Annotated in this window: 10 protein-coding genes; 4 read left to right on the forward strand and 6 right to left on the reverse strand. The window is 40.0% G+C overall.

The annotated features are described in order from the left end of the window. Positions 1 to 64: 64 nt before the first annotated feature. The 6 genes from CDC33_RS26845 to CDC33_RS26870 form a co-directional block, all read right to left on the reverse strand. Positions 65 to 889: a glycosyltransferase family 2 protein gene (locus tag CDC33_RS26845; protein ID WP_109011511.1), complete on the reverse strand. Its 825-nt coding sequence runs from the start codon at positions 887 to 889 to the stop codon at positions 65 to 67. Between the two features lie 1,175 nt (positions 890 to 2,064). After that, positions 2,065 to 2,760 carry a DUF305 domain-containing protein gene (locus tag CDC33_RS26850; protein WP_109011512.1) on the reverse strand — a complete coding sequence of 232 codons (696 nt, stop codon included), beginning with the start codon at positions 2,758 to 2,760 and terminating at the stop codon, positions 2,065 to 2,067. Between the two features lie 93 nt (positions 2,761 to 2,853). Continuing rightward, positions 2,854 to 5,073, reverse strand: a complete 2,220-nt coding sequence (locus tag CDC33_RS26855; protein ID WP_109011513.1) for a dynamin family protein — start codon at positions 5,071 to 5,073, stop codon at positions 2,854 to 2,856. Between the two features lie 122 nt (positions 5,074 to 5,195). Continuing rightward, a complete protein-coding gene (locus CDC33_RS26860) occupies positions 5,196 to 7,277 on the reverse strand; it encodes a dynamin family protein (protein WP_109011514.1) in 2,082 nt (693 codons plus the stop codon). A 15-nt stretch (positions 7,278 to 7,292) separates the two neighbouring features. Then, complete coding sequence (locus tag CDC33_RS26865) at positions 7,293 to 7,619, reverse strand: DUF3040 domain-containing protein (protein WP_109011515.1); 327 nt, start codon at positions 7,617 to 7,619, stop codon at positions 7,293 to 7,295. 364 nt (positions 7,620 to 7,983) lie between these two features. Beyond that, on the reverse strand, positions 7,984 to 8,376 hold the full coding sequence (locus CDC33_RS26870; RefSeq protein WP_109011516.1) for a hypothetical protein: 393 nt from the start codon (positions 8,374 to 8,376) through the stop codon (positions 7,984 to 7,986). 567 nt (positions 8,377 to 8,943) lie between these two features. On the opposite strand from CDC33_RS26870, the gene CDC33_RS26875 reads away from it, so the two are divergent. The 4 genes from CDC33_RS26875 (at position 8,944) to CDC33_RS26890 (ending at position 12,296) form a co-directional block, all read left to right on the forward strand. Next, the gene (locus CDC33_RS26875) at positions 8,944 to 9,582 is read left to right on the forward strand and encodes a CHAT domain-containing protein (RefSeq protein ID WP_244919361.1); all 639 of its coding nucleotides are present in this window, start codon (positions 8,944 to 8,946) and stop codon (positions 9,580 to 9,582) included. 251 nt (positions 9,583 to 9,833) lie between these two features. Next, the gene (locus tag CDC33_RS26880; RefSeq protein WP_109011517.1) at positions 9,834 to 10,808 is read left to right on the forward strand and encodes a cysteine synthase A; all 975 of its coding nucleotides are present in this window, start codon (positions 9,834 to 9,836) and stop codon (positions 10,806 to 10,808) included. Between the two features lie 114 nt (positions 10,809 to 10,922). Further along, positions 10,923 to 11,261: a (2Fe-2S) ferredoxin domain-containing protein gene (locus CDC33_RS26885; protein ID WP_109011518.1), complete on the forward strand. Its 339-nt coding sequence runs from the start codon at positions 10,923 to 10,925 to the stop codon at positions 11,259 to 11,261. 48 nt (positions 11,262 to 11,309) lie between these two features. Further along, positions 11,310 to 12,296, forward strand: coding sequence for a DUF5331 domain-containing protein (locus CDC33_RS26890; RefSeq protein WP_109011519.1), 987 nt, complete (start codon positions 11,310 to 11,312; stop codon positions 12,294 to 12,296). The last annotated feature ends 4 nt before the right edge of the window (positions 12,297 to 12,300 follow it).

Raw genomic sequence — 12,300 nt, forward strand, 5'->3', positions numbered from 1 at the left:
AAAAATGAAACCCAGGAGAATATGACTAATTCTCTCTGGGTTTATTTTTGGATAGTTTAATTGATTAGACTATTTCCTGTTGAATAACACCAACATAGTTTATAGCTGAATCAATCTTTTTATCTTGGCGTTGATTAATTAGACGACCTTGAGTTTGAAACCACCACCATAACTTGACAAAATCAATAGCTGAAGTAAGAAGACGCTTTTTGCCAAATTTGCTTGTTCCAGAGTGCCGAGGATGCCAAGGTGTAGCAACTTCTATAACGTTATATTTCTGTGCTGCTAATACTGCCAATAAGTAGCGATGGGTAATTGTTTCTACTGGCAGAGTCGATAATAAATCACGACGGACTAGTTTAATCCAGTTCATATCATGGATTTTTAAACCGAAGAGTAAACGACAAGTGGTATTAGCTAATTTAGAAGCAAGAATCTTCCCATCACCCCGTTTTTGCCGCCAACCAGCCACTGCATCTACCCCTGGTACACAAGCTTTTAATAGTAATGGTAAGTCAGTCCGAGGATCTGACTCTAAGTCTGCTTGTCCCCAAAATATCCAATCAGTTTTGACATCATCTAATGCCGTCTTCCATACTCCAGTTACACCAAGCCTGTAGGGATGGCGAATTATTCTTAAATAATCGCATTTTTCACTCATTTGCTTGAGGATTTGATAGCTATTATCTGTACTACCATCATCAACCACTAGTACTGGCAAACTAAAGCCCATATCCTCAAATGTTTCTTCTATATTAAGTAGGAGTCTTTCTAAATTTCCTTCTTCATTAAGACATGGAATAACTATAGTAACTGAAGAATTATGATGCAATCTATCTTGTTTAAGATATGAATTTTCAATTATGCCTCTAGCAGTTGTAGTAACCATTTCTTATTGCTCCAGATTCAGTGTTTATTTTGAAAACGCCACTTTTTGACAATTTATAAACATTGAATATTTTCACATTGGCAGAGCAGTATTTAAACAAATTAAATACTGTTGAATAGTGCACCTAATTGCTAGTAAAATTTGACTTAATGTTAATATTCAATGTTATTAGCTAGTTGAAAAATGGCTGATCAAGCCTAGCTAGGATATTTGCCAAAGAAAGGAGATTTATTTAATCAAACTAATATTACGTAAGTAAGTTTTAGATGAAATCAAATTCTAATTATTGATTAAAATTCCTTTCTTTATAAACAAATATAATTTCTAATTTTATTAAATCAATCAGTATTTATAGCCATTTCTTGAAAAATTGTTATTAACAATAACAGTTATTTTTATTGCTAAAATTTTACTATTTACAGTATTTTTACTATTGCTTTTGAATAAAAATAAGTTATCGGATTTTTAAGTTTTATTACTTAATTAAAATGACAAGTAGTAACAAATGTTACTGTCTTTCATTTTAAAAGTAAAAGCTTAAGCTGTGATTGTGAAAATCTCTAAGTATATAACGAAAAGTTAAGCAAAGGAATTGCAGTTAAGTTTTACATACCGCATACTACAGTTTTCTGTTTTTCCTTTACCTTGAATACCATCAATTACCTAATCGACTACGGTGCGATCGCATATTGGGCAGAGCAGGATCAAGTTAACAAGGTTATTCTGCTCTCAATACTTGTCGGGTTTTGGGGAAAAGGGGAAAGGGAAAAGGGAAAGAAAAAACCTTTAACCCAAACCCAGTAACCTTTTCCCCAAACCTGATTCTGAGTTAAAAATCCTTTACCCGAGCAGTATTGATTCTGCTCTTGTCGGGAGAAAGCCAAGTCACTAGCGATGAGGTGAAAGACTGTTATCAAGTCAATTATTGCGCTGCGCCCGTTGCTGAAAATGAATTTTCCTCATTTGACCTGCTCTACACCCCCATCAATACTTGTCGGGTTTTGGGGAAAAGGGGAAAGGGAAAGGGGAAAGAAAAAACCTTTAACCTAAACCCAGTAACCTTTTCCCGAAACCCAATTCCGAGTTAAAAATCCTTAACCCAGCAGTATTGACACCCCCATAAGTCAGCCAGGAAACGAGACTGATTTCGGAAACGCACGAATTACAAATTAGACTCACTTGTTATACCAGCTTTTTCGCCACTGCTGCATTTGCTTAATCTCTATATTTTGTGCCTTGATAATTTCTTGGGCTAATTGCTTGATTTCAGGGCGCTTAGACTTACTTAAGGCATCTTGCGCCATTGTTACAGCCCCTTCATGGTGAGGAATCATCGCATTGATAAAGCGCAGATCAAATTCCGCATCAGCTGCACCTAAATCCTGACTCATCATCATAGTTTTCATTTGGTCAGACGACATTTCCATCGTATGACCCATTTGACTGTTGTAAGCTATTGGTTTCTCTCCCGCCTTGGGATACCAAGCTTGTCGCCACTGCTTCATCTGAGTGATTTCTTGGTTTTGCGATTTGATGATATTGTCTGCTAATTTTTTGATTTCAGGACGTTTTGATTTCTGTTGCGCAACATTCGCCATTTCCACAGCCCCTTGATGGTGTGGTATCATAGCGTCGATAAATCTTAAATCAAAATTAGCATCGGCTGGGCCTAAATCCATTCCCATATTGTGATTCATGCCACTACCGTGATTCATCATCTGCTTGTCATTAGCATTAGTGACAGTTTCCTTTAGGGTTTGGCTTTGGTTCTGGGAAGCAGTATTGGTACAGCCTGTGATTAACCCACCTGCTGAAGCGATCGCAGTTAATGTTAACGCCAAAAACCCATTCCTCAAAGATAGCAGTTGCATAAATCTCACCTAACAATTTTCTAATTCTAATCAAATTGCTAGACTGAAATCTAAAGATCCCCGACTTCTTTAAGAAGTCGGGGATCTGGTTGGTCATTTATCACTCAAAGTTGTGTAAGCTTCATTTACTAAGTGCATTTTCTCTTGTGCTTGTTTTAGCAATTGTGGCTGATTAACAAACAAATCTGGATGCCATTTTTTTACTAAAGTTCGATAAGCCTGCTTTACCTCAGCCTGAGAAGCATTTGTTTGCAATCCTAAAATACTGTAGGCGCGAGTAATCTTATCTTTTTCCGTCTGGGTTTTTGGTTGGTTACGTGCTTTGTTGCTTTGAGTTGTATTTTGCTGTTTACCAGTTTGAGAACTAGGCGATTGCATCTCTGCTTTCATTCGCGCAATTTCCTCATTCAGTTCCCAATCACGAAATTTCGCTTCTAAGTCTTCTTTGCGTGGAGAGGGAGAAACTTTTGGCGGTGGTGGAGAAACAGATTTTACCCTTGTCTGAGTATTCTTAGCAGTACTTTCCTGTTGTTGCTTAACACTAGTATCTTTTTGAGGGTAAGTTTGAACTCTCTCTGGCTGTGGTGAATATTTTCTATTAGTATTACTGAATTTGGGTATATCTTTATAAGGTTGATAATTTGATGATATTTTTACTTTCTCTAACTCTTGCAATAACTGATTAAAACCGTTTTGTAAGTGTTGCAAACTTTCACGTTTTTTAGTAATCTCTAGCGGCTCTTGACTAATTTCAAAACAAATTACTTTTTCGGCTTTCTGTTCATATTCAGCCAAAATAGATAATCCTTGACTGCTGAAACTAGATAAATAATCTTCAATTGCAGTTATACAAAGTTTAGCAACTTCCTGATGATAAGATTCCTTCGCTAATTGTTCGTCTTGTTTTTGGATATTCTTGTTTAGCAAATAAGAAATACTGCCGACGACAGCAGCACCAACTGGGCCGCCTAACAACCAGCCAATACCGCCACCAACAGCGATAGAACCAGGTTCACTCAAATCATCAGTATTGCTTGGCTTTGATGGTAATATGATTTGTGGTTCGCTAGGAAAGGGAATTATTAAATCTTGTGGTCGTTCTTCTTGGAAAAATTCGTAAGCTTGATAAAGCCATTTTACCACAGCAAATTGTAATTGGTTTAGGTCTTTTTTAAGAGTATTTGTTTGCCAATATTTAAATTTATTTTCTGCCAATGCAACTGCCGCATCAGCTTGATATTTTGTCAGTAGCTTGGGTAATGCTAGCCAATCGCGTAACTCTCCCACGCTAGTAGAAAAACCTTTATAGATTAAGTTAGCGGCTTTTCGTTTAATTTCAATTTTAGTATTTTCTTTATCATCAAGGGATTTTATTTCAAGAGCAATCGGGTCAATTTTAGCTTTTAATGAGTATTGGATTTGAGAAGCGATCGCTTGCACTCTTGGCAAACGCACACTACCACGATTTGGTTGCAAAATCCCTACAATATTTTGCAAAGCTGTTTCAAAAGCCGCTAAACCGCTACTATTAGCAGCAGCAACATCACCTTTTAATCTGGCTCTTAAAGCAGGTAAAGCATCAACGCGATATAAATTACTAAAACCTGGAGGTAATTCGGCTCGAAAGCTTTCTGCAACAAATAGCAAGCGATTGTGAACTTGTTTTTGCTCGTCGGGTTCGAGTAAGTTAAGAAAATTAGCGACAAATATAACTGTTTTAATACCGCGATCTAATAACCAATCTCGTAAGTTTTCCCGTTCACCTAAAGTCATTAATTTACGTGCATCTAATAATTGTATAACTAAATCTGCACCTAAAAGTTGTTCTCGGACTAAATTATCTTGTTCATCTCTATCATTCGTTCCTGGTAAATCTAAAAATTCTACACCTGTTTCTAAGAAAGGATGCGGACAAAAAATTTCCACAGATGCTACATCTTTTCGCATCTGCCTATTGCCATCAAGAATAGCAAATTGTTGTAAAACTTCTGTACCACTGCGATATATTTCTGTACCATCTACCAACATGATGCGAGTTCGCACATCAGAACCATACTTGACAGTAATCGCTGCGCCTGTAGTGGGGATTAAATCAATTGGTAAGGTGCGATTTCCTAACATGGCATTCAGTAAGGTAGATTTGCCATGATTAAAGGGGCCAAATACCGCAATCCGAAAGCTAGGATTAACGAGATGATTGCAGATGGTAATTATATCTTCATGCAGTTGCGATTTGCGTTCTAAATTCAGTAATGCAGATGCCGATTTGAGAGAATCTGCTAAATCCTTATAACCTTCATACTGTTGTTGCATAGTTCCTCGTTCCCAGTCTCCGCCTGGTAATGCAATTACCTCATATTCTTATAGTTATGGGAGGCGGAGCCTCCCAATAGGTATTCCCAGCTTCTAGCTGCGAACGAGAGTAATGAGATTTATCAACTATAATAAGCTAATAAATTGCTATACGCCGCCTCGATTTTTTGCAACTGAGCTATTACATCTTCTTGTAAGTTTTTTAAACGGTTGAACTCAGTTTCACGATTTATTTCACGGGTTTGTTTCTGCTTCACTAGATTATCTAATTCAGATTTGCGAGAAAGAATATCATCATTAATCCGCTTACCCACTTCTCTCTCGTAAGAGTCAAAACACTCTTTTACAGCATTGTATACAACCTGAGATTGCTCATGTGCGACTTGGGGTAGATGTTTGACTAGCTCTTTTTTCGCAGTTTTAACTAACTCTTTACGCGCTTGATCTGCTTGTAAAAATCCTACTCCTAAACCTAGCAGTGCAAACCCAATGGGGCCAAGGAAAATACCTGTCACTGCTGTAATTATTCCGCCAATGCCAATTACAGTAAAGTAGTTTAACAAAATATTTTTCCAATCAAATCCGGCTCCTGCTAGTGCGAAACCAGCAAGATTTCCTTTAGATAGTGATAACAATCCCATTGCCCATTTTGCCCAGCCGGGAGAATTATCTTCTTCAGCAGTAGTAGTGGCATTTACTTTGACGTTTTGTCCAGTGAGTTTTTCTGTGATTTGATCTGTGACTTGACTGTAAGACGCGCCATATTGTGCAGCACTGCGAGAAAGTTCTTTAAAAGCGGCATTGATATCTTTTTCAGCAGTTAATGTCCAAGCAGCAGATTTGTCAGTGATGTATTGCTCAAAGGCTTTTTGTAGTGCGGTGTTAAATGCTTCTCGTTTACCACTACTGAGAAAATCAAACAAATTTAATTCAGGTTGATAGCGTAAGAAATCGGTTTCAAAGGTGTTACCTAAGTTTAAAACGTAGCCGCGAAAAGATTCGGAAATCGTTCTTGCTTGAGTGTCTCTGGTATTGATAATTTCTTTTTGGAATTCATCTCGAATACCTGTGAGTTTGTTAAACTCTGGTTCTACTGAATCAATACGTTTTTTTAACTCATTTACATCTTGGTCAAGTAATGGTATACGTCTAGCAACTGCTTCGCGGGTATGATTGCAGGCTTGTCTAGCCAAGGTTCTAACTTGACGGAGTTCTGCGATCGCACGTTCTCTGGTAAGAAAAGTATTAAGGGCTTCCATAAACTTTGGAAAGCCAGTCCCATCTAAATCAGCCTGGGGATTTTTTAACCGTCGTCTCAGTGCTTGAATTGACGAAAGCTCAAACACTCGTTCGTCATAAATATTCTGACCTTCTACAGTACAATATTCTGCTAAGTTCGCGTTAAATACTTGCCGTAATCTATTCTCAGATGCTTGTAATTCTTCAACATCATCAGGATCAATCAATGATTCTCGCACCTGATCCCAAGCATTAACTAAGAAGAAAACTGTCAATCCTCGACCTTTGATATAATTTTCTAGGTAGCGACGCTCACCCAGGGTACAAGGTTGAGAAGCTCTCATCACAAATAAAATTGCATGGCAGTTATTTACATAACCTAAAGATAATTCGTTTCGCGCTTCTGTATCATTCAATCCCGGACTATCAACAATTTCAATTCCTTTTTCTAGTAGCGTTAAGGGATACTCAACTACTGCATAATCAACATCGGGAAATGCTTGTTTTTTCTCCTGCTCTAGTTTTTTAGCTTCAGCCGGGTCAATGGTATATTTATATTTAAAGTTCTGAAAGTCTAGCTGTTGTGGGCTTTTTCCATCATTAAAATGAATGGTAACTTTCTTTTCTGGGCCATAGCGTAAAACTGTTAAGACTGCGGTACAAGGGTTAACATCGCTTGGCAATAAGTTTTCCCCAATTAAGGCGTTGAGAAACGTACTTTTCCCACGTTTCATATCACCTAAGACTAAAAGGCGAAATACACCTTGGCGGAGATTTTTACTAGCTACTGTAATATCTTCAATATCTCGTTCTAAACTGAGTTTTCCCGATGAAGAATCTCCAGCCAACTCAGCTTGATTAATTGTTTGGGCTAGTTTACTTAAACATACAGAAATCTCTGATCGCACTTGAGCAACCCGCTCTAAATCTTGGATAAATCTATCAGTTGCTACTTGATCAGTCATAATAATACACCTTAATTAAAGATTGGTTTTTTTAGATTCCAAAAATAATTTGTAAGACATCCACCCCAGCGCACCAACAATAATAAATCCAGCCAACACTGAGGCTATTCTCACAGCAACTAGTGCTACCACACCAAGAGCAAACAGCTTTCCACCCAAAATTACTTTATTCATCCAAGGTTTTTGGGAATTTTCTGGCTGATGCTTCACAGTTTGATGAAAAGCCGCATCGGTAGCATGGATATTACTTTCCATTTCCCGGAGTCGCAATTCCACTTCTCGTTCTCGTAATATACGTTCTCGCTGTTCAAGTTCTTTTTCGCGGTTGCTTTCAGATGTCATCGATATCCATCCCGTCTAAGACAATGAAAAAATGTCAGCATTTACTCGTTAATTATGCTGTATTGTAACTTACGTATATATTTAAAAACCACAGTAAAATTACTATTTAAATTTTGATTACTTACTAAACTTATAGAGTTAGCCACCACAAAATGCATTTGCTTTCCAGAATCAAAGGAAGTGCTTAACAGTGCGATCATGCGATGCCTGCGGCGGGCTACGCCTACGCAATAGGCATCTCCAGAAATTAATTATGCGTTACCTGAAACCCTTGTAGAGACGTTGCATTGCAACCTCTCTACATTCGTTTTCGGAGATGTCTAATAGGCATCATTCACTGTAAATGATGCCTAATTTCTGTTGGTTACGCCGTCTGTTTAGAAGTTGCTTTTAAGTCTGCGGTGGATTTTAAACGGGTGATAGTGGCTTTACGAATGCGATCGCTTTTGCGTGTCCCGCCTGTCATTTCGTATTCCCGGCTGTCTTTGCCATACTTCAATGCTACACCACTGACTAAGCGCTCTGAAGTTTCCCGAATGCTCTTTTCAAGGGTTTCTATTTTTGCCTTTGCTGAGTCAATGGCAGTTAGCATCATATTATACTGGTCAATCTGGTTGCGGAGTTGCCCGATTAACTCAGTTAAATTCTTTAAACTGATAGAATCACCAAAGTCAAGGCTGGAATCAATCGATTTAAATCCGATTACTCTCTGTTCGGTTTTTTCTAGTACAGGAGAGGTTCTTTTTTGGCGTGGCATCAATGCATACCTTTTACTAAACTTATCTTTCTAGAGTGGCTCAATGGGATAATGTAGTGGTTCAGTAAAGCTTGCAAAAATAAGTATTTTTTTTAATAAGATTTGATTGTTAGCTCAGTAATTACACGAAACTAAACAACAAATAGTTGAGAAAAAACTCGTGTTCTGAACGAACGGACTTGTGTTCTGAACGAACGGACTTGTGTTCTGAACGAACGGACTTGTGTTCTGAACGAACGGACTTGTGTTCTGAACGAATGGACTTGCGTTCTGGACGAATGAACTTGTGTTCTGAACGAATGAACTTGTGTTCTGAACGAACGGACTTGTGTTCTGGACGAATGGACTTGTGTTTTGGACGAATATAACAATCAATCAATATAGCCACAGCCCTAACAACAGCAAAGATTTTTTTATAGTTGAACTGCGATCGCATCAATGCACTATCTCGCCAATCCCGCGATTTGTATCAGCTAATCGGCGATCGCGGCGGCGAATATCGGCGATAATTTCGGGAAAAAGGTAATAATAGGGTGAAGGTTACTGTGGAAACCACTGCTGTCAGCCATGCCCCTAAACTTCACCTTCGCCCTCAGCCAACAGCAAACTTTTGAACTACGCTGTGATTATGGCTCACGTCGCCTGGATAAAACGGAGTTGGGAAAGCTCATTGATTTGTGTGAGCAAAATTATTATTCTCAACAAAAAGATAGCTTACCCGATCTCAAGCAGTTGGGACGGCGACTTTATCAATGGCTGGATGGTAATGAGGGATGGCTGAGAAAGTCGCTGAATGACGCGGATGAGCAAACGATTTATCTAGATTTGATTCAAACCAGCGAAGCGCAGGGGTTGAACCCCGAAACCGAACGGGTAGCCTTGGGATTGGCACATTTGCCTTGGGAATTGCTACATGATGGTGGAGGGTTTTTACTAGAACGCGAGGATATTTCCGTCTTACCAGTGCGTTCTGTGCAGCAGCGTCAAACTCAAGTGATTGGCGTGCAAAATCGCCCATTGCGGTTGCTGTTCATGGCGACTTCTCCTGAAGATCCCAGAGTTGCGCTACTAGGGTTTGAGCAGGAAGAAGCGAACATTTTGCAAGCAACATTGGTTTACTCAGCAACGGCTAAACGATCCAGAATATTTCCTCCCCCGACTCAATCAACGCCTAGAGGAGATTGTCGGCGATGGGTGGTTGTTTGACCGCAGTCAAGTTTCAACGAGTGAATAAGGGGAAATGCGATCGCGTTAATCTAGAATTAATTGGCGACAATATATCCAGCTTATGCTAACCCTGAATATCAGATTACCAGATGCGATCGCTTAGACAACTATGATTATTGTTGGCTTGCTGAGTGGGGAAATGCGATATGGGATTTTAGGCAAATTAGTTGTAAATTATGCGATCGCTATAAGCCAAAATTTTTATAGATACTCACACAGGTATAGCCAAAATGGATATTAAGAATGGCTTCGTCGGCGCTGTTGGTAACACACCCCTAATTCGCTTAAACAGTTTCAGTGAAGAAACAGGATGTGAAATCCTCGCTAAAGCTGAATTTCTCAATCCTGGCGGTTCCGTCAAAGACCGCGCCGCACTTTATATTATTGAAGATGCAGAAGAGAAAGGTTTACTCAAACCCGGTGGCACAGTTGTAGAAGGAACTGCTGGTAATACTGGCATTGGGCTGGCGCATATTTGCAACGCCAAAGGCTACAAATGCCTAATTATTATTCCCGATACTCAGTCACAAGAAAAAATAGACGCACTGACAGCACTAGGCGCAGAAGTTCGTCGCGTCCCTGCTGTACCCTATAAAGACCCAAACAACTATGTTAAGCTATCTGGCAGAGTTGCTGCTGAGTTGGAAAACGCTATTTGGGCGAATCAGTTTGATAACTTAGCCAACCGCCGCGCCCACTACGAAACCACAGGGCCGGAAATTTGGACACAGACAGATGGTAAAATAGATGCATGGACAACTGCAACTGGTACTGCTGGTACTTATGCTGGTGTAGCGTTGTACTTGAAAGAACAAAATCCGGCGATTAAATGCGTTGTTGCCGATCCACTGGGTAGTGCACTTTATAGCTATGTCAAAACCGGCGAACTCAATGTAGAAGGAAATTCCATCACTGAAGGCATTGGTAATGGTCGTGTCACAGCCAATATGGAAGGCGCACCTGCCGATGATGCCATTCAAATCGATGACCAAGAAGCTTTACGGGTAGTTTACCAACTGCTAAGAAAAGATGGGCTGTTAATGGGCGGCTCAACGGGTATTAATGTCGGCGCGGCTGTTGCTTTAGCGAAGCAGTTGGGGCCAGGACATACCATTGTCACTATCTTATGTGATAGTGGTTCCCGGTATCAGTCGCGGATATTTAACCCTGAATGGCTAGCCTCAAAAGGACTTTCAATAGATTAATTATGGGGAATTGGGCATTGGGCATGGGGCATGGGTTATTTATTCTCCCTCATCTCCCTCTCTCCCCATCTCTCTCTCCTCTGTGTCCTCTGCGCCTCTGTGGTTCGTTAAAAAATGTCAAACATAACTCAACCATCAAACTTCCCTACAATAGACCAACCATCTGCTCCTAAGTGTGTGCGGGTTTGTCAAAATCGCACTTGCAAAAAGCAAGGTGCAGTTAAGGTTTTAGCAGCTTTTGCATCTTTGCCAATCCCTGGTGTAACAGTAACTGCTAGCAGCTGTTTGGGACAATGCGGCAATGGGCCGATGGTGCTGGTATTACCCGATATGATCTGGTATAGCGGCGTTCAACCCCATGAAGTATCTCTACTGATAGAAAATCATTTGCTAGGTGGTCAAAGAGTTCAACAGATGCTCTATTATCGGTTTCATCCCCAGAAATCAAACTAATTAATAATATCAATCTCTGCAATCTTGTTGACTGAAGTGAGGCATCCAATGAATATCCAAGAGCTGCGTCAATCCTTAAAACAAAAATGGCTGAGTTACTACGAGCAAAATATTTCGTGGCTGGTCAAAATGCGAATTTGGGGCACTTACGATGGTCTGCGCCGTCCTTTGTCCGGTTTTATTTTGGCAACACTGTCTGTTTTAGAACCCCAGTTTGATGAAATACTTGCTTTTATGTTGGAGCTGAATAACGATCCAGATAAAATAGTCGCCGCTTTAGGTCTTAACTTCAACCCTGATGAAGAGTTACATTTAATGAAATTAGACCATTCTATGGCAATAAGCCAAGTTGAAAGCAAGTCGCCAGATGAGAAGCATTTTGAAGATAAATATTTGTCATCGGCTCTAACTGCCAGCAAGATTGCGCTTCATTCTCTTGCCAAGACTCTAGATCCCAACTTATCACGCGCCGATGAACTTGTGCCATCGATTACAGCTACTACTGAGGTAGTTCGCACACGCAAACCGGAGTTGGTAGTAGCTGCAACTAAAATTGCTCCAGATACTCCGGTAAAAACGCCATCCTCTGGTTTGCTAAGGGAACATCAACCAGTACGCTGGCACTCTGGTCAGTTGCCTTCACGAGGATCGGCGACAATGACCAGTGAGGTTAACACTAAAGCCAAAACTATGCCATCTGTGGCATTAGCTACTGAGCTTAATAGCAACGCGTCATCTGTCCGAATCCCTGTGGGCGCATCATTGGCAATTACCACTGAGATTAATAGTAATGGTAAACCGGTGCGTAGCTGCTTTGCAGCTTGTCGTCAGACATCGCCCCTTGGGCGGCTCCCTTCAGGAGCATTGCTAGCAATTACTACTGAGGTTAAAAGCAACAGCAAACGCCCGAATATTCAACCAGAAAATGTTAAGAGCAAAGTGAATCTAGAAACCACTAATGCCCGTAGTATAGCTTCTTGGGTAGATGAATTTTGTTACGGCGCTAGGAATAAAGAAGAAGATATTTTGACTTGAATTA

Origin of the sequence: Nostoc commune NIES-4072, assembly GCF_003113895.1 — a bacterium.
Taxonomy (GTDB): Bacteria; Cyanobacteriota; Cyanobacteriia; order Cyanobacteriales; family Nostocaceae; genus Nostoc; species Nostoc commune.

What these genes read in the sequence shown, in the direction of transcription:
- CDC33_RS26845 (WP_109011511.1), bottom strand. Translation starts at nt 889, where the DNA reads ATGGTTACTACAACTGCTAGAGGCATAATTGAAAATTCATATCTTAAA.
- CDC33_RS26850 (WP_109011512.1), bottom strand. Translation starts at nt 2,760, where the DNA reads ATGCAACTGCTATCTTTGAGGAATGGGTTTTTGGCGTTAACATTAACT.
- CDC33_RS26855 (WP_109011513.1), bottom strand. Translation starts at nt 5,073, where the DNA reads ATGCAACAACAGTATGAAGGTTATAAGGATTTAGCAGATTCTCTCAAA.
- CDC33_RS26860 (WP_109011514.1), bottom strand. Translation starts at nt 7,277, where the DNA reads ATGACTGATCAAGTAGCAACTGATAGATTTATCCAAGATTTAGAGCGG.
- CDC33_RS26865 (WP_109011515.1), bottom strand. Translation starts at nt 7,619, where the DNA reads ATGACATCTGAAAGCAACCGCGAAAAAGAACTTGAACAGCGAGAACGT.
- CDC33_RS26870 (WP_109011516.1), bottom strand. Translation starts at nt 8,376, where the DNA reads ATGCCACGCCAAAAAAGAACCTCTCCTGTACTAGAAAAAACCGAACAG.
- CDC33_RS26875 (WP_244919361.1), top strand. Translation starts at nt 8,944, where the DNA reads ATGCCCCTAAACTTCACCTTCGCCCTCAGCCAACAGCAAACTTTTGAA.
- CDC33_RS26880 (WP_109011517.1), top strand. Translation starts at nt 9,834, where the DNA reads ATGGATATTAAGAATGGCTTCGTCGGCGCTGTTGGTAACACACCCCTA.
- CDC33_RS26885 (WP_109011518.1), top strand. Translation starts at nt 10,923, where the DNA reads ATGTCAAACATAACTCAACCATCAAACTTCCCTACAATAGACCAACCA.
- CDC33_RS26890 (WP_109011519.1), top strand. Translation starts at nt 11,310, where the DNA reads ATGAATATCCAAGAGCTGCGTCAATCCTTAAAACAAAAATGGCTGAGT.